Source organism: Amycolatopsis vancoresmycina, from assembly GCF_000716785.1.
In the GTDB taxonomy this organism is placed as follows: Bacteria; Actinomycetota; Actinomycetes; order Mycobacteriales; family Pseudonocardiaceae; genus Amycolatopsis; species Amycolatopsis vancoresmycina.
Window position 1 is genome coordinate 213,294 of the sequence record NZ_JNYY01000006.1, and the last position, 16,288, is coordinate 229,581.

Annotated in this window: 16 protein-coding genes and 1 riboswitch; of the genes, 9 read left to right on the forward strand and 7 right to left on the reverse strand. The window is 71.5% G+C overall.

The annotated features are described in order from the left end of the window. Positions 1–38: 38 nt before the first annotated feature. Positions 39–1,229, forward strand: a complete 1,191-nt coding sequence (gene moeA / locus OO60_RS16030) for a molybdopterin molybdotransferase MoeA (protein WP_003085457.1) — start codon at positions 39–41, stop codon at positions 1,227–1,229. Here the strand turns inward: moeA and OO60_RS16035 are convergent. Both OO60_RS16035 and OO60_RS16040 read right to left on the reverse strand, forming a co-directional pair. Beyond that, positions 1,183–2,436 (reverse strand): MFS transporter, encoded by a 1,254-nt coding sequence (locus OO60_RS16035; RefSeq protein WP_003085459.1) that lies wholly within the window; start codon positions 2,434–2,436, stop codon positions 1,183–1,185. The genes moeA and OO60_RS16035 overlap by 47 nt on opposite strands. Continuing rightward, positions 2,433–2,996 (reverse strand): helix-turn-helix domain-containing protein, encoded by a 564-nt coding sequence (locus tag OO60_RS16040; protein ID WP_003085461.1) that lies wholly within the window; start codon positions 2,994–2,996, stop codon positions 2,433–2,435. Before OO60_RS16040 ends, OO60_RS16035 begins: the two co-directional genes overlap by 4 nt. A 72-nt stretch (positions 2,997–3,068) precedes the next feature. Here OO60_RS16040 and OO60_RS16045 point away from each other — a divergent pair, with 72 nt between their 5' ends. After that, the gene (locus OO60_RS16045) at positions 3,069–3,353 is read left to right on the forward strand and encodes a GlsB/YeaQ/YmgE family stress response membrane protein (protein ID WP_003085463.1); all 285 of its coding nucleotides are present in this window, start codon (positions 3,069–3,071) and stop codon (positions 3,351–3,353) included. A 40-nt stretch (positions 3,354–3,393) separates the two neighbouring features. Here OO60_RS16045 and OO60_RS46455 read toward each other — a convergent pair whose 3' ends face one another. Continuing rightward, positions 3,394–3,606 (reverse strand): hypothetical protein, encoded by a 213-nt coding sequence (locus OO60_RS46455; RefSeq protein WP_155848906.1) that lies wholly within the window; start codon positions 3,604–3,606, stop codon positions 3,394–3,396. Between the two features lie 248 nt (positions 3,607–3,854). Between OO60_RS46455 and OO60_RS16050 the strand changes: the two genes are divergently transcribed. Continuing rightward, positions 3,855–4,580, forward strand: a complete 726-nt coding sequence (locus tag OO60_RS16050; protein ID WP_003085465.1) for a phosphatidylserine decarboxylase — start codon at positions 3,855–3,857, stop codon at positions 4,578–4,580. 3 nt (positions 4,581–4,583) lie between these two features. Continuing rightward, complete coding sequence (pssA, locus tag OO60_RS16055; protein ID WP_033261590.1) at positions 4,584–5,528, forward strand: CDP-diacylglycerol--serine O-phosphatidyltransferase; 945 nt, start codon at positions 4,584–4,586, stop codon at positions 5,526–5,528. A gap of 177 nt (positions 5,529–5,705) precedes the next feature. On the opposite strand, the gene OO60_RS16060 is transcribed toward pssA, so the two are convergent. After that, a complete protein-coding gene (locus OO60_RS16060) occupies positions 5,706–6,272 on the reverse strand; it encodes a hypothetical protein (protein WP_003101695.1) in 567 nt (188 codons plus the stop codon). Between the two features lie 68 nt (positions 6,273–6,340). Here OO60_RS16060 and OO60_RS16065 point away from each other — a divergent pair, with 68 nt between their 5' ends. Next, the gene (locus tag OO60_RS16065) at positions 6,341–8,605 is read left to right on the forward strand and encodes an AAA family ATPase (protein WP_033261725.1); all 2,265 of its coding nucleotides are present in this window, start codon (positions 6,341–6,343) and stop codon (positions 8,603–8,605) included. Positions 8,606–8,644: 39 nt separating this feature from the next. Here the strand turns inward: OO60_RS16065 and OO60_RS16070 are convergent, their stop codons facing one another. Next, positions 8,645–9,277, reverse strand: a complete 633-nt coding sequence (locus OO60_RS16070) for a LytR C-terminal domain-containing protein (protein WP_240490785.1) — start codon at positions 9,275–9,277, stop codon at positions 8,645–8,647. Beyond that, on the reverse strand, positions 9,274–9,582 hold the full coding sequence (locus OO60_RS16075) for a DUF3263 domain-containing protein (RefSeq protein WP_003101701.1): 309 nt from the start codon (positions 9,580–9,582) through the stop codon (positions 9,274–9,276). Before OO60_RS16075 ends, OO60_RS16070 begins: the two co-directional genes overlap by 4 nt. 155 nt (positions 9,583–9,737) lie before the next feature. Here OO60_RS16075 and OO60_RS16080 point away from each other — a divergent pair, with 155 nt between their 5' ends. Continuing rightward, entirely contained in the window at positions 9,738–10,316 is a 579-nt protein-coding gene (locus tag OO60_RS16080; RefSeq protein ID WP_003101703.1) for a peptide deformylase, read from the forward strand. A gap of 62 nt (positions 10,317–10,378) precedes the next feature. On the opposite strand, the gene OO60_RS16085 is transcribed toward OO60_RS16080, so the two are convergent. Continuing rightward, complete coding sequence (locus OO60_RS16085; protein ID WP_003101705.1) at positions 10,379–12,544, reverse strand: glycoside hydrolase family 15 protein; 2,166 nt, start codon at positions 12,542–12,544, stop codon at positions 10,379–10,381. A 201-nt stretch (positions 12,545–12,745) separates the two neighbouring features. On the opposite strand from OO60_RS16085, the gene OO60_RS16090 reads away from it, so the two are divergent. From OO60_RS16090 to thiD, 3 genes are all read left to right on the forward strand, one after another. Then, on the forward strand, positions 12,746–13,657 hold the full coding sequence (locus OO60_RS16090; protein WP_003101707.1) for a S1C family serine protease: 912 nt from the start codon (positions 12,746–12,748) through the stop codon (positions 13,655–13,657). Between the two features lie 38 nt (positions 13,658–13,695). After that, a riboswitch (TPP riboswitch) is annotated at positions 13,696–13,817 on the forward strand. Then, positions 13,811–15,448: a phosphomethylpyrimidine synthase ThiC gene (thiC, locus tag OO60_RS16095; RefSeq protein WP_033261591.1), complete on the forward strand. Its 1,638-nt coding sequence runs from the start codon at positions 13,811–13,813 to the stop codon at positions 15,446–15,448. Its footprint overlaps the riboswitch before it by 7 nt. Continuing rightward, complete coding sequence (gene thiD / locus OO60_RS16100; RefSeq protein WP_003101711.1) at positions 15,445–16,248, forward strand: bifunctional hydroxymethylpyrimidine kinase/phosphomethylpyrimidine kinase; 804 nt, start codon at positions 15,445–15,447, stop codon at positions 16,246–16,248. Before thiC ends, thiD begins: the two co-directional genes overlap by 4 nt. The last annotated feature ends 40 nt before the right edge of the window (positions 16,249–16,288 follow it).

The window sequence follows — 16,288 nt, forward strand, 5'->3', positions numbered from 1 at the left end:
AGTCTTGCACGCCGGGAAAAGCCGGGGAGGATGGTCCGGTGATCTCCGTCGACGACTACCGCGACCGCGTTGCCGCGCTCCTCGGCACCGCCCCCGCGACCGCCATGCCCCTCGCCGCCGCGGCCGGTCTCGTCCTGGCCGAGGACGTGACGGCGACCGTGTCCCTGCCGCCCTTCGACAACTCCGCGATGGACGGTTACGCGGTCCGCGCGACGGACGTCTCGGGGCCCGTGACGCTGCCGGTCGCCGACGACATCCCGGCCGGCCGGGTCGACGTCCGGCCGCTGGAGCCGGGCACCGCGCACCGGATCATGACCGGCGCGCCGCTGCCGCCGGGCGCGGACGCCGTCGTGATGGTCGAGGACACCGACGGCGGCACGTCGCAGGTGACCATCTCGGTGCCCGCCCGCGAAGGCGCGCACATCCGCCGGACCGGCGAGGACGTCGTCGAAGGCAGCGTCGCGCTGCACGCCGGAACCGTGCTGGGCCATTCCCAGCTGGGCCTGGCGGCCGCGGTCGGGCTCGCGGAGGTGCGGGTGCACCGGCCGCTGCGGGTGCTGGTGGCCTCGACCGGCACCGAGCTGATCGACGCACCGGCCCCGCTGCGCCACGGCCAGATCTACGAGTCCAACAGCGTGATGCTGGCGGCGGCGATCCGCGGCCTCGGCTGCGAGGTCGACGTGGTTCGCAGCGTCGTCGACGACGTCGAGGAGTTCCGCAAGGTCATCGAGCCCAAGCTGGCCGGGGCCGACCTGCTGGTGACGTCCGGCGGCGTCAGCGCGGGCGCGTACGAAGTGGTGAAGGACGCGCTGACCGGCCAGGGGGTCGAGTTCGCGAAGATCGCGATGCAGCCGGGCGGCCCGCAGGGCTGCGGGCGCTGGCAGGGCGTGCCGGTGGTGACGCTGCCCGGCAACCCGGTCAGCGTGCTGGTGTCGTTCGAGGCGTTCCTGCGCCCGGCGATCCTGACGGCGCTGGGCCACACCGACGTCTCCCGCAGGCGGGTGCGGGCCCGGCTGAACGAGGAGATGTCCTCGCCGGCCGGGCGCCGCCAGTACCGCCGCGGGGTGTTCACCCCGTCCGACCGCGAGGTGACCGGGCTCGTCGGGCCGCGCGGCGGACCGGGCTCGCACCTGCTCGGCGCGTTCACCCAGGCGAACTGCCTGATCGTGCTGCCGGAGGACGTCACGTCGGTTGCGGTTGGCGACGAGGTGGAAGTCCTGCTGCTCTGACCGGGAAGTCCCGCAGCTTCCGCAGCGGGGCGAGCATCGCCAGCGCGGCGATCAGCACGCCGGCCATCACCCAGAGCGTCTCGCGGACGCCGATCGCCTCGCCCAGCGCGCCACCGAGGACACCGGCCAGCGGGATCGTGCCGTAGTTGACGATCGCCGCGCTGGAGTTGATCCGGCTGAACAGCTCGGGCGGGCAGTACTGCTGCCGGAACGTCGTGGTCAGGATGTTCGAGGCGATCAGCCCGGCGCAGACGCCGAACAGCGCGAGCACGTAGAGCACCAGGCCCCAGCCCGGCCCGCTCAGCGGCCCGAGCAGCCCCATCGGCGCGGCGAACGCCTCGCACACCAGGAACGCGCGAGCGGTGCCGAGGCGGCTGCCGAGCCGTCCGACCAGGGCCGCGCCGAGCACGCCGCCGGTGGCGGCCACCGCCAGGACCAGGCCCACCAGGCCCGGCGGGGCGCCGAGGGTGCGGGAGAGGAAGACGATCTGGATGGCGCCGTACCCGGTCAGCGCGATGTTCGAGACGGCGCCGAACACCATCAGCGTCCGCAGGTAGCGGTCGTGCACCACGAACCGCAGGCCTTCGGCGATCTGGCTGCGCAAGGGCGTGCGCTCGGCCGGGACCACGGTCTCGCGCCGCCGGATCGCCCGCACGCAGCCGACGGAGACGCCGAAGCTGACCGCGTCGGCCAGGATGCCGCTGACCGGCCCGAACGCCTGGGCCAGCAGGCCGGCCAGGCCCGGTCCGGCGACTTCCGCCACGGACTCGCTGCCCTGCAGCTTGGCGTTGGCTTCGAGGAGTTCACCGGCCCCGACCAGGGCCGGCAGGTACGCGCGGTAGGCGAGGGTGAAGAACACCTTCGCGATGCCGCCGAGCAGCGCGGCCGCCAGCAGCAACGGCATGGACAGCGCGCCGAAGGCCGCCGCGAGCGGGACGCCGCCGAACACCAGCATCGACACCGTGTTGCAGGTCAGCATGACCGGCCGCTTCGCGAGCCGGTCCACCCAGGCGCCGGCGGGCAACCCGATCACCAGCCACGGCAGCCAGGCCGCGGCCGTCAGCAGCGCGACTTCGAAGGTGCTCGCCTGCAGCGTGACCACCGCGACCAGCGGCAACGCCGTGCTCGCGACCATGCTGCCGAGCATGCTGGTGGTCTCGCCGGTCCAAAGCAGCCGGAAGTCCCTGTTCCCCCAGAGCCCCTTCACGGCTGGCCCAGCGAAGCCCGCGCGGCGACGAAGACCGGACGGCGCTCGGCGCCGTCGTCGGGCTGGGACCGGTCGCGGTACTCGGCGAGCATCGCGACGATCCGGTCGTTCAGCTCGTCCAGCTCGGCGATGGACAGCCGCGCCCACCCGTCGATGCTGAACAGCGCGCCCCGCCACTCCGGTGGGTAGGTGTCGCGGCTGGCCAGCCACTTGCGCGCCACGGCGTGCTGGTGGTCGAGGGTCAGCACCTCGGCCGCCTCGGCGATCGGGTCGTCGGGGAAGTCCTGCGCGCCCCACTTGATCGCGCTGGACGTGCGCCGCCACCACCGTTCACGGCGGTCGCGCGCGAGTTCGGGCGCCTCTTCGATGAGCTCGCTGGCTGCCAGCACCTTGAGGTGGTGGCTGATGTTGCCGACCGCCTGCCCCGTCTTCTCGGCCAGCAGTGATGCCGTCGCCGGGCCGTCGAGGTGCAGCAGGTCCAGCAGCCGGTGGCGCAGCGGGTGCGCGATGGCCGCGAGGGCCTTCGAGTCGCGGATCTCCCGGACGTTCTTCTCTTCCATGACGCACAAGAGTAGTTGTACAAGAACTCTTGTGCAATAGCTCTTGTACGTCCGCTCGCGTAAGCTTCGGCCATGGGTTTCGTCGCATGGGTGATCTTCGGCGCGATCGTCGGCTGGGCCGCGAACCTGGTCGTCGGCGGGCGGGCGCGGCAGCGGCAGGGTTGCCTGGTCAGCGTGCTCGTCGGCGTCGTCGGCGCGGCCTTGGGCGGCCTGATCTACCGGCTCGCGACCGGCCAGGCGAAGACGTTCGACTTCGACTTCCCCAGCTTCGGCGTGGCCATCCTCGGTGCCGTCGTGCTGCTGGCGATCCTGCGGCTGATCAGCGGGCGCACCCGGCGTCCGAGTGACCGTTGGTAACTTTTGCCGAGGCGAACAGTGATCAAGCGGCCGCCGGCCGCTAGACTGCTCCCTCACGCGCATCTCCCGGTGGCCGGGTGCGTGCGCCGTCGGGGGGCGGATGCACCCGGCCCCGTTTTCCGGCTTCGATGACGACGTCGACCGCGCGCACCGGGTCGACGAGCGGCGGCGCGGGTACCTCGTCGATCTCCTGACGCCATGCGCCCAAGAGCTCGCGAAGCCGGGCTTCGGCAAGATCGTGGCGATGGGTCATCGATCCTCACAAGGTCAGGCGGGCAGCGTCCCGAACGGCGGCAACTACTCAGTGTTATCGCCGAAATCGACTTTGTGTTACGACCGGGCGATCATTCCCACCCGCCGCGGTGACCCCCGCCCGGAGGAGTCCGGCAGGGGCGCTCGGACACGCTCACCTGGGGCAGCGGTAGCGTGGGGGCGCCCGTACGCGGCCGCCGGACCCCGGCGCCCATCCACTCTTCCGACACGAAACCAGGGGACCCGACCATGAGCGGCACCCGGCCGGAGCCCGCCGGCAACCCAGTCGCGCACGCCCTCCAGCTCGCTCGCGAGACGCTGCCGCCGATGCACCCCGCGGGTCGTCCGTTCGTGGCGGGCGGCGTCGCCGCGACGCTGCTGGCCCGCCGGTTCTCCAAGCGCCTCGGCCTCGTCGGGGCACTGGCGACCGTGGCGACGGCCGCGTTCTTCCGCGAGCCGAAGCGCGTCCCGCCGGCGCGTGACGGCGTCGCGCTCGCCTCGGCCGACGGTCTCGTCTCCCTGATCGAGGAAGCCGTGCCGCCCGCCGAGCTCGGCCTGCCGGCCGAGCCGCGGATGCGCGTTTCGGTGTTCCTCTCGGTGTTCGACGTGCACGTCCAGCGCGTGCCGGCGAACGGCGTGATCGAGCGCGTCGCCTACCGGCCGGGCAAGTTCCTCTCCGCCGACCTGGACAAGGCCAGCGACGACAACGAACGCAACTCCGTGCTGATGCGCACCGAAGACGGCCACGAGCTCGTCGTCGTGCAGATCGCCGGGCTGGTCGCGCGCCGCATCCTCTGCGAGATCCGCGAGGGCGACAAGGTCGGCGCCGCCGCGACCTACGGCATCATCCGCTTCGGCTCGCGGGTCGACCTCTACCTCCCGCCGGGCTCGACGGTGCTGGTCAGCAAGGGCCAGCGCACGATCGGCGGCGAGACCGTGATCGCCGAACTCCCTGCCGCGCCTGCGAAAGGCTGATCGATGGTCCGCGTGACCACCCCGGGCGTCCGGCTGCTCCCGAACGCCATCACCGTGCTGGCGCTGTGCGCGGGCCTGTCAGCCGTGCAGTTCGCGCTGACCAGGAACTACGGGATGGCGATCGCCTCGATCGGCATCGCGGCGGTGCTCGACAGCCTGGACGGCCGGATCGCGCGTCTCCTGGACGCGACGTCGAAGATGGGCGCCGAGCTGGACTCGCTGTCCGACGGCATTTCGTTCGGCGTCGCGCCGGCGCTGGTGATCTACGTGTGGCAGACCGGCGCGGACCGGATCGGCTGGGTGGCGTCGCTGATCTTCGCCGTCTGCATGATCCTGCGGCTGGCCCGGTTCAACACGCTGCTCGACGACACCGAACAGCCGCCGTACGCGAGCGAGTTCTTCGTCGGCGTCCCGGCGCCGGCGGGCGGCCTGCTGGCGATGCTGCCGCTGGTGGCCTACCTGCAGTGGGGCGAGGGGTGGTGGTCGTCGCAGTACGTCGTGTGGGCGTGGACGGTCGCCATCGCCGCGCTGCTGATCAGCCGCATCCCGACGCTGTCGCTGAAGACGGTCAAGGCACCGGCCAGGGCGATCGCGCCGCTGCTGATCGGCGTCGCCCTGCTGGCCGCGGCGATCATCCAGTTCCCGCTGGTCGCGCTGGTCGTGGCGATGATCCTGTACCTGGCGCACATCCCGTACTCGATCCACCGGCACCGCTGGCTGGCGGCGCACCCGGAAGCCTGGACGGTCCCGCCGCGCGAGCGGCGAGCGATCCGCCGGGCCCGTTCCCCGCGCCGCCTCGGCCTGCGTCCCCCGCTGCGCCGCCGGGTCGCGGGCGCGGCGATGCGCGCGGTCCGCCTCCCCCGCGAGACGGCCCGCACCCCCCGCGTCACCTCGGAAAACGGCCAGCGCCGCCGCTCCTGGCGCCAGATCGGCCTCCGCCGCAAGTAGTGATGCCCCTCCAATCACGCGAGATGCCCCTCCAATCACGCGAGTTACGCCTCCAGTCACGCGAGTTACGCCTCCAGTCACGCGAGTTACGCCTCTGATCACGCGGTACGGCGATCGCCCGTGACCAGAGGGGCAACACGCGTGATCGGGGAGGCAACACGCGTGATTGGCGGGGCATCAGCCGGGGTCGGCGGGCGGGCCGAGGACGAACTTCGCCTCGCGGAGGCGGGATCGCAGCTCGGTGACGTCGATGTCCTTGCTCTTGCCGCGCATGGCGTCGCCGATGTGGGCGGCGAAGCGGTCTTCCAGGTCCTGGACGAGCTGTCCCGCCTCCAGCGCGCCCATGAGCTCGCCGACGCGGCCGAGCCTGGCCGTCGTGATCATCGCCGCGCGGGCCGCCTTGTTGCGTGACCGCTCGACCCGGATGCGGAACGCGCAGATGCCCTCCAGGTACAGCAGCGCGAGGTCCTTCTCCGGCTCGGTCAGGAAGGGGGCGCGGCGGATCAGGAAGAAGTTGAGCGCCTGGAGGTGCCCGTAGAACTCCTCGGGCCCCAGCTCGGCGATCCGGGCCGCGGTCGCGTGCTCGTTCAGCACCGACCACAGCTCCTTCAACGCCTCGGCACGCTCGAGGCGGTACTGCTCGGCCGCCGTCGCGGCCCGCTGCCGCCGCCACTGCCAGTGCCCCAGCGCCGCCACGAGCAGGGCGACGACCGCCGCGACGATCGCTGACACGACACTGGCCATCGCGCACCCCCACACCCCCGGCGGAACGACCAGTCTATCCGCGCCGCGACCCGGCTAGGGTGAACGTCGTGAGCCACCCGCAGATCACGCTGACCGTCCGGCACACGCCGTCCGCGCTGGACACGCGCCGGGGCGTCGTCCGGCTGCATCCCGAAGTCCTCGACGCGCTCGGCCTGCGGGCCTGGGACGCCGTGCACCTCACCGGGGCCCGGGTCAGCGCCGCGCTCGCCGCGCCCGCCGACGACACCGGGGTGCCCGGGGTGCTGCTCACCGACGACGTCACGATGTCGAACCTGGGCGTCACCGAGGGCTCGGAGGTCGTGGTCGCGCCGGCCGCGGTCGCGGCCGCGAAGACGGTGACCGTCGCCGGGTCGCGGCTGGCCAGCGTCTCGGTCAGCCCGCACATGCTGCGGCTCGCGCTGATCGGCAAGGTGCTCACCGTCGGGGACGCCGTTTCGCTGCTGCCGCAGGACCTCGCGCCGTCGCCGGGATCGGACCCGGCCGGCCTGCGCGGCCAGCTGTCCCGCGCGATCGGCGCCACCTGGACGAACGAGCTGCTGACCGTCACCGCCACCGAGCCCGCCGGCACCGTCGCGGTTGGACCGTCCACAGTGGTCACCTGGCGGGACGGCGCCCGGCCGGGCCCCGCCGAACCCGCCGCGCCCCGGACGGCGACCGCGCTGGTCCGCACCTCCGCCGTCACCGCGGCCGAGGAGTGGATCGACGCCGAGATCGTCGAAGACGAGGTCATCGCCGAAGAGGAACCGGCCGTCCCCCTGGCCGACCTGATCGGCGCCGAGGCCGCCGCGCGCAAGCTCGGCGAGTGGTTCGACCTCGCCTTCCACCGGCCCGAGCTGCTGGCGCGGCTGGGCGCGCCCGCCCACCTCGGCGTCCTGCTGTCCGGCCCCGAGGGCGTCGGCAAGGCGACGCTCGTGCGGTCGGTGGCCCACGACGCCGGCATCAGGGTCGTCCCGCTGGCCGCGCCGAACCTCGCGGTGCTGGACCCGAACGTCGCGGTCGCGCGCCTGCGCGAGGCCATCCGCGCCGCCGAAGGGCCCACGGTCCTGCTCCTCACCGACGTCGACGCGCTGCTGCCCGCGACGAGCCCGCCGCCGGTCGCCACGGTCGTGCTGGAGGAACTGAGGACGGCCCTCAAGCGCGAGCGCTTCGCCGTCGTCGCGACGACGGCCCGCGCGGAGTCCGCCGACCCGCGGCTGCGCGCCGCCGACCTGCTGGACCGCGAGCTCGGCCTGGCCCTCCCGGACGCGAAAACCCGCCGTGAGCTGCTGAACGTCCTGCTCCGCGACGTCCCGCTCGACGCCGGCATCGACTGCGGCGTGCTCGCCGAGCGGACGCCGGGCTTCGTCGCCGCGGACCTGATCGCGCTGCGCCGGGACGCCGCGCTGCGGGCGGCGCTGCGCCAGCGCGACACCGACGAGCCGCGCATCTCGCAGCAGGACCTGCTGGACGCGCTGGCCACCGTCCGGCCGGTCTCTATGTCCACTTCGGACAACCTGGCCACCGGCGGGCTGACCCTGGACGATGTCGGGAACATGGTCGACGTCAAGCAGTCCCTGACCGAAGCCGTGCTGTGGCCGCTGCGGTACCCGGACTCGTTCGCCCGGCTCGGCGTCGAGCCGCCGCGCGGGGTGCTGCTGTACGGGCCGCCCGGCGGCGGCAAGACGTTCCTGGTGCGGGCGCTGGCCGGCACCGGCGCGCTGAACGTCTTCGCGGTCAAGGGTGCCGAGCTGATGGACAAGTGGGTCGGCGAGTCCGAACGCGCGGTGCGCGAGCTGTTCCGCCGGGCCGCGGAGGCCGCGCCCGCGCTGATCTTCCTGGACGAGATCGACGCGCTGGCCCCGCGCCGCGGCCAGTCGTCCGACTCGGGGGTGGCCGATCGGGTGGTCGCGGCGCTGCTCACCGAGCTGGACGGCGTCGAGCCGATGCGCGAGGTCGTCGTGCTGGGTGCGACGAACCGGCCGGAACTGGTCGACCCGGCGCTGCTGCGGCCCGGACGGCTCGAGCGGCGCGTCTACGTGCCGCCGCCGGACGCCGAGGCCCGCGCGGCGATCCTCGCGGCGAGCTCGAAGAACACGCCGCTGGCGTCCGATGTGGATATCGCCGCGGTGGCGTCCACTCTGGACGGTTACTCGGCGGCCGACTGCGCGGCCCTGATCCGCGAAGCGGCGTTGACGGCGATGCGCGAGTCCCTCGAAGCCCGCGAGGTCACCGCGGCGCACCTGGAGACGGCCCGGAAGACGGTCCGGCCGAGCCTCGACCCGGCCCAGCTGGCCGCGCTGGAGGCGTACGCGAAGACCCAGACCGGTGAATGAAAGAGGCGGCCGTCACCCGACGGCCGCCTCTTCCGACGTTCAGCTGCCCTTGTGGCCGCTCTGGTATTCCTTCGTCACGATCACTATCACGCCGGGGCTCGCGCTCTGGATGCCTTCGAAGCGGGGCTCGGCCTTGATGCCGAACTCCTGCGCGAGCTGCTTGGCCGCGGCTTCCTCGTCGGTGCCCGGGCGGTAGAACGCGGTCGTCGTCGGGATGATGCCCTGGGAGTAGTTGCTGACCTCGTTGACGTTCCAGCCGCCACCGCGGAAGTCCTCCGCCGCCCGGTCCGCGAGGCCCTTGATCGTCGAGTTGTTGAACACCCGGACGGTCACCCACTTGTTGGACGCCTGCTGGTCGCCACCCGGCTGACCGGGCTGACCGGGGCCGGCCGACGTCGGCTGTCCCGCCCCCGGTGAGGTCGGCGACGGCGGTGCCGGGCTGGTCGAAGCCGGAGACGACGTCGACGGCGGTGTCGCCGAAGAAGACGTCGACGACGGCGGCGCCGAGGACGAGCCCGGCGGCGTCGTGGTCCCGCTCGGCCCGGCTTCGTTGGAGCCGTCACCCCCGCCCAGCGCGGTGATGCCGCCGATCACGGCGGCGATGACGGCCACCCCGACCAACGCGACGCCCGCGGCCTTCATCGGCCGCGACATGCCCGAAAACACACTCATTTCAGTTCGATCCCCAGTCGCCGGGCGCCTCGCTTGCGCTGGCGGGCGGCACGCGTCTTGCGCAGCCGCTTCACCAGCATCGGGTCGGCTTCGATCGCCTCCGGCTTCTCCAGCAGCTTGTTGAGCAGCTGGTAGTAGCGCGTGGCAGACAGGTCGAAGCGTTCGCGGATGGCGTTCTCCTTCGCCCCGGCGTGCCGCCACCACTGACGCTCGAAGGCGAGGATCTCGACCTCGCGTTCGGTCAGGCCGGGCACGGGCTTCGGCGGCGACGGCTGCGGCTCAGCCATCGACTCCGCGGCGTCCATCCGAGTCCCTCTCAATCGAGCGTCCTGGCGATTCAGACCTAGCTCTTCCGCGGGCGCCATTCAACCACGGAAGCACGCACCGACGTGGGCATCGACGTCGGCGCGTCACGGTCTGATGCAGGTCTACCAGAGGGGTCCGACTAAACTGGCTCGCCGTGACCATCCACCCCATCGTGATCGCCGGCGAACCCGTGCTGCACCAGCCGACTCGGGAGATCACCGAGTTCGACGAGAAGCTGCGCACGCTCGTGGACGACATGTTCGAGACGATGTACGCCGCCGAGGGCGTCGGCCTCGCGGCCAACCAGATCGGCCTCGACCTGCGGGTGTTCGTCTACGACTGCCCGGACGACGAGGGCGTGCGCCACAAGGGCGTCGTCGTCAACCCGAAGCTCGAGACGTCGGAGATCCCGGAGACCATGCCGGACCCGGACGACGACTGGGAGGGCTGCCTCTCGGCGCCCGGTGAGTCGTACCCGACGGGCCGCGCGAAGTGGGCGAAGGTGACCGGCGCCGACCTCGACGGCAACCCGATCGAGGTCGAGGGCACCGGCTACTTCGCGCGCTGCCTGCAGCACGAGACCGACCACCTGGACGGGTACATCTACCTGGACCGCCTGGTCGGCCGCCACGCGCGCGCGGCCAAGAAGATGCTGAAGCACAACAAATGGGGCGTCCCGGGCAACTCGTGGCTCCCGCCACGCACCCCCGAGGACGACGGCGCCGTCATCTGACCCGCGCCCCCGGTCGTGAGTGAGAAACAGTGTTAGAACACTGTTTCTCACTCACGAGGGGTTTAGCAGCCGAGGAAGTGGCAGCGGACGACGCGAGGCGTCTCCAGCACCGAGCCCGCGTTGACGTCCCAGGCGAGCCGGACGTACTGCGCGTGCGTCCAGGCCAGCGGCGTCGCCGACGTGTTCGGCGTGCCGGTCGGGAAGCCGGTCTGACCCGACGGCGGGTTCTCGTCCCACACCTGCTCCGGCATGGTCTCCGCCGAGCTGCTCACCCGGCCGAGGTCACGCAGCCGCCGCGCGGCCGACGCCGGATCGCCGAGCGTCAGCTCGTACTCGCCGCGCTCGCCGGCGAGCAGCGGCCACAACCGGCCGAACGTCGTACGGCTTTCCGCCGGGAACGTGTAGTCCCACGGCGAGCCGTCGGCCTGCTCGCCGTAGCCGTCCTTCGTGTAGCGGTGCCAGAACTGGCCGGTCGGCGTGGTGAACGCGATGTCGGAGTCCGTCACCCGGATGCTGTTGCGGATCACCGGGTCGTCGGCGCGGTAGACGCCGAGCCGGACCAGGTCGAGGAAGCCCGCGTCGGTGACCGCGCGCTGGTCCATCGTCACGCTCGAGTTGCCGAGGTTGTACGTCGTCCCGTTGTTCGCGTTGGCGTCCTTGGTGAGCCGGACGAAGTACGGGTCCTTCGACAGCGGCCCGTTCGTGGTGACCGTCTGCTTCGGCAGGTCGGCCTTCATCTTGTCGGCCGCGGCGAGGTAGCGGGCGGCGTCGGCCGCGGCACCGTTGTGCGAAGCCAGGTCGGCGGCGCAGACGAGCCCGGCGATCACCGAGGCGATGGTCGACGGGGACCAGCCGTCCTGCTCCTCCCAGCGTTCCTGCTGGGTGTACGGCGACGCCTGCCCGTTGGGACCGCGGTAACCCAGGATGAAGTCGGCGGCCTTGCGGACGCCGGGCCACAGGTCGTTCCGGCCGAGCTGCTGGGCGAGCACGATCGGGAACGCGGTCTCGTCGAGCTGGACCGACGTCCAGTACGGCACGCCGTCGACCCGGCTGTTCTGCGGCAGGTGCCCGTCGGGCTGCTGCTGCGTGCCGAACATGTAGCTCACGGCCCGGTTGGCGGCCGCCCGGTCGCCGCCGGCGGCCAGCCCGGTCGCGATCTGGTAGAGGTCACGCGGCCAGACGAGGTGGTAGGTGCCCGACGGCGACCACTCGGGGTCGTTGTTCCCGAACCGCCACGGCATGCTCGGCGACGCGATGAAGGCGCCCGGGTGGTGCTTGTCCTCGCTGGCGGCGAGGGTCAGCATCGACGCCTTGTAGAGGTCACGCTCGGCGTCGGTCTTCAGCGACGACGGCGGCTTGCTGATCCCGCGCAGGTACTGCTGCCAGCCGCGGTTGTACGCGCGCGTGACGTCACGGACACCGCGCCGCTGCGACGCCTGCGCGCTGCCGAGCGCGTCGGCCGCCTTCGCGCCCATGCCGAGGGCGATGGTGACGTGCCGGTTCCGGACGCCGTCGGCGTTCGTCTGCCCGGTCAGCACGACGTTGCCCTTCTCGGCGGTGTCGTACTGCGCCAGCTTGAAGGTCTTCGCGAGCTGCGTGTTGCCGTCGGACGCGCCCGCGTAGCCGACGCTCGTCTTCGTGAACGCGGGGTTCGCGGTGAGGGCGGCGGCGTTGGCCGCGTCCTGCGCGGTGACGGCGTCACCGCGGCGCGCGGCCGAGTCGTCGGAGCCGTCGTTGGTCAGGTCCGGGTCGGCGACCGCGTAGAGCTGGTAGGGCCGCCCGGTCAGGGACTGGAAGTCGACGTCCACCAGCACCGTCGTGGCGGCCGGGTCGGTGACGTAGGTCTTGCGCAGCCGCCAGCGGTGCTGGTCGTCGGTGATCGTCTGTTCGTAGGTCAGGCTGTCGTCGTCGGTGCGCCGCACCTGCTGCGACTTCGCCGAGTAGTCGGTGACGGCGAAGCTGCGGCCGTCCGTGACGACGAAGTCCATCGATCGGACACTGGGCGTGGACAGGTCCGGGTAGTAGACCTCGGACAGCTGCCCGCCCTGGAGGGTGAACCAGACGTTGCTCGACCGGTCGTGGGCCGTGCCGAACCCGGTCTTGTTCGCGGGCAGCCAGCTCGGGTGGGCTCCCGGCGCGCCGGGAGCCTGCCCCGCGGCCAGTGCGGTCGCCGGGATCAGGCCGGTGACCAGCAGTCCGGCGAAGGCGCCGGAAATGAGTTTGCGCATATCAACCCCACAGAAGATCGCTTCTGCACCGTTACAGAAGCGACTTGGGAGTCTGCCGCCGATCCTTCACCGGCGCATGGTCCGATCCGGTGAACCACTGACCGTCACTGGTCCGGTGAACCGGTTCACGGACAGCGAACGTCCCGGGCCGACTTTCCGGCGCAAAATTGTAGTACCTGCAACGCTGTAATCGAGGTACGAATGGACGAGGCGATGGACGCCTACTCGCGCGCGGTCAGCACCGTCGCGAAGACCGTCACCCCGCACGTCGCCGGGGTTCAGCTCGCGCGTGGCAGCGGCTCGGCGGTCGTCTTCGCCGACGACGGGCTCCTGCTCACCAACGCCCACGTCGTCGCCGACCACCGGCGCGGCGTCGCCACCTTCGCCGACGGCAGCGAGGTGTCCTTCGACGTCGTCGGGGCCGACCCGCTGTCCGATCTCGCCGTGCTGCGGGCGCGCGGCGAGACGCCGTCGGCCGCCACGCTCGGGGACGCCGACCGGCTCGTCGTCGGGCAGCTCGTCGTGGCCATCGGGAGCCCGCTCGGCTTCTCCGGCACCGTCACCGCCGGGGTCGTCAGCGCGCTCGGCCGGGCGCTACCGGTGCGCCACGGCCGTGCCGGGCGAGTCATCGAGGACGTCATCCAGACCGACGCCGCGCTCAACCCCGGCAACTCCGGCGGCGCGCTCGCCGACTCCGCCGGGCGGGTCGTCGGCGTCAACACCGCCGTCGCCGGGGTCGGGCTCGGCCTCGCCGTGCCGATCAACGCGACCACGCGGCGGATCATCGACACGCTCGTCGTCGAGGGCCGGGTGCGGCGCGCGTACCTCGGCGTCGTCGGCGTGCCCGCGCCGCTGCCGGACGACGTCGCCGAGCGCACCGGGCAGGCCGCCGGGCTGCGGGTGCACGAAGTCGTGTCCGGCGGCCCGGCCGACCGGGCGGGCCTGCGCGCCGGCGACCTCGTGCTGACCGTCGGGCGCACCCGCGTCTCGGACGCACAGGGCATCCAGCGGCAGCTGTTCGCGGAAGTGATCGGCACCGCACTGCCGATCACCGTGCTGCGCAACGGGGCCATGGTCGACGTCTACGCCACTCCGGCGGAGTTGGTCGGGTGACTTGAGTATCGCGCGCCGGCGTGGCATGGTCGGTGGCACAACACCAACGCGGGAGCTCGCGCCATGGCGGGCTGAGAGGGTGACTTGCGTTTCGCAGGCGTCACCGACCGCATGAACCTGACCGGGTAATGCCGGCGTAGGGAGTGAAAGTCGTTGACGGCTTTGGAAGAGAATGCTGCCCTGAACGTCACGACCGGGCCGATCACCGGCTCGCGCAAGGTGTACCACCAGACCGAATCCGGGCTGCGGGTGCCCGCCCGCCGGATCGATCTGTCCAACGGTGAACACTTCGACGTCTACGACACTTCCGGTCCGTACACGGATCCCGAAGCGACCATCGACGTCCACAATGGACTGCACCGGCTGCGTGCGGGCTGGGCCGACGGGCGCGCGCACAACACGCAGCTCGGCTGGGCCAAGCAGGGCGTCATCACCCGCGAAATGGAGTACATCGCGGCCCGCGAACGGGTCACGTCGGAGTTCGTGCGCGACGAGGTCGCCCGCGGCCGCGCGGTGATCCCGGTCAACCGCAAGCACCCCGAGTCCGAGCCGATGATCATCGGCAAGAACTTCCTGGTGAAGATCAACGCCAACATGGGCAACTCCGCCGTCTGGTCGTCGGTCGAGGAAGAGGTCGACAAGATGGTGTGGGCGACCCGCTGGGGCGCCGACACGATCATGGACCTGTCCACCGGCAAGCGGATCCACGAAACGCGGGAGTGGATCATCCGCAACTCGCCGGTCCCGGTCGGCACCGTGCCGATCTACCAGGCGCTGGAGAAGGTCGACGGGGAGCCGGAAAAGCTGTCGTGGGAGGTGTACCGCGACACGATCGTCGAGCAGTGCGAGCAGGGTGTCGACTACGTCACCGTGCACGCCGGTGTGCTGCTGCGCTACATCCCGCTGACCGCGCGGCGCGTCACCGGCATCGTCAGCCGCGGCGGCTCGATCATGGCCGCGTGGTGCCTGGCGCACCACCAAGAGTCCTTTTTGTACACGCACTTCGAGGAGCTCTGCGAGCTGCTCCGGCAGTACGACGTCACGTTCTCCCTCGGCGACGGCCTGCGCCCCGGGTCCATCGCCGACGCCAACGACCGGGCCCAGTTCGCCGAGCTGGAAACCCTCGGCGAGCTGACGCACATCGCGCGTTCGCACGACGTCCAGGTGATGATCGAGGGCCCCGGGCACGTGCCGATGCACAAGATCAAGGAAAACGTGGAGCTCGAGGAAAAGCTCTGCGGCGAAGCGCCGTTCTACACCCTCGGTCCACTCGCGACGGACATCGCGCCGGCGTACGACCACATCACGTCGGCGATCGGCGCGGCCCAGATCGGCTGGTACGGCACGGCGATGCTGTGTTACGTCACGCCGAAGGAGCACCTCGGCCTGCCCAACCGCGACGACGTCAAGACGGGTGTGATCACGTACAAGATCGCGGCGCACGCGGCGGACCTGGCCAAGGGGCACAAGTACGCGCAGGAATGGGACGACGAGCTGTCCAAGGCGCGCTTCGAGTTCCGCTGGAACGACCAGTTCAACCTCTCGCTGGACCCCGACACCGCGCGGTCGTTCCACGACGAGACGCTGCCCGCCGAGCCGGCCAAGACCGCGCACTTCTGCTCGATGTGCGGCCCGAAGTTCTGCTCGATGCGGATCACGCAGGACGTCCGCAAGTACGCGGAGGAGCACGGGCTGTCCACTGTGGAGGCCATCGAGGCCGGCATGGCGGAGAAGTCGGCCGAGTTCTCCGAGTCCGGCAGCAAGGTCTACCTGCCGGTGGTCCAGCCGTGACACCGAGGACCGCCCTCACCATCGCCGGATCGGACTCCGGCGGTGGTGCGGGCATCCAGGCGGACCTCCGGACGTTCTTCGCGCACGGCGTGCACGGCCTGGTCGCGTTGACGGCGGTCACCGTACAGAACTCCCTCGGTGTGCAGGGCTTCACGGAGATCCCGGCCGACGTCGTCACCGCGCAGATCAAGGCGGTGGCGTCGGACATGGGCGTCGACGCGGCGAAGACCGGGATGCTGGCGACGGCGGAGATCATCCGGGCGGTGGCGAAGACCCTGGACGAGCTCGGGTTCGGGTTCCCGCTGGTGGTCGACCCGGTGGCGGCGTCGATGACGGGACACGCGCTGCTGCGCGAGGACGCCCTGGAGGCGATCCGGACAGAGCTGTTCCCCCGGGCGACGCTGATCACGCCGAACCTGGACGAAGTCCGCCTGCTGACGGGTGTTTCCGTCGTCGACGCGGCTTCCCAACGGGCCGCCGCCGACGCACTCCTGGAGTTCGGCTCGCGCTGGGTGCTCGTCAAGGGCGGACACATGCAGGCCACGGAAGACTGCGTGGACCTGCTGTCGGACGGCCGCGAGTACATCTCCCTCACCGGCCCCCGGTACCTCACGGAGAACACCCACGGCGGCGGCGACACCTTGGCGTCGGCGATCACGGCATCGCTGGCGAAGGGCGCATCGGTACCGGACGCCGTGGCGGCCGGGAAGAAGTTCATCGAGCGCTGCGTGGCCGAGGCTTACCCGCTGGGCGCGGGAGTGGGCCCGGTCTCACCGTTCTGGGTGCTCGGGTCCTCGTGAGTGGTAAGGAGGGTTAGAACCCGCCTTACCACTCACGACC

Bases quoted from the DNA above. Each gene is read 5' to 3' on its own strand.
- OO60_RS16085 (WP_003101705.1), bottom strand. From the start codon at position 12,544: ATGCGCAAACTCATTTCCGGCGCCTTCGCCGGACTGCTGGTCACCGGC.
- OO60_RS16050 (WP_003085465.1), top strand. From the start codon at position 3,855: ATGAGCGGCACCCGGCCGGAGCCCGCCGGCAACCCAGTCGCGCACGCC.
- OO60_RS16070 (WP_240490785.1), bottom strand. From the start codon at position 9,277: ATGAGTGTGTTTTCGGGCATGTCGCGGCCGATGAAGGCCGCGGGCGTC.
- OO60_RS16040 (WP_003085461.1), bottom strand. From the start codon at position 2,996: ATGGAAGAGAAGAACGTCCGGGAGATCCGCGACTCGAAGGCCCTCGCG.
- OO60_RS16090 (WP_003101707.1), top strand. From the start codon at position 12,746: ATGGACGAGGCGATGGACGCCTACTCGCGCGCGGTCAGCACCGTCGCG.
- OO60_RS16075 (WP_003101701.1), bottom strand. From the start codon at position 9,582: ATGGACGCCGCGGAGTCGATGGCTGAGCCGCAGCCGTCGCCGCCGAAG.
- OO60_RS16045 (WP_003085463.1), top strand. From the start codon at position 3,069: ATGGGTTTCGTCGCATGGGTGATCTTCGGCGCGATCGTCGGCTGGGCC.
- pssA (WP_033261590.1), top strand. From the start codon at position 4,584: ATGGTCCGCGTGACCACCCCGGGCGTCCGGCTGCTCCCGAACGCCATC.
- OO60_RS16060 (WP_003101695.1), bottom strand. From the start codon at position 6,272: ATGGCCAGTGTCGTGTCAGCGATCGTCGCGGCGGTCGTCGCCCTGCTC.
- OO60_RS46455 (WP_155848906.1), bottom strand. From the start codon at position 3,606: ATGACCCATCGCCACGATCTTGCCGAAGCCCGGCTTCGCGAGCTCTTG.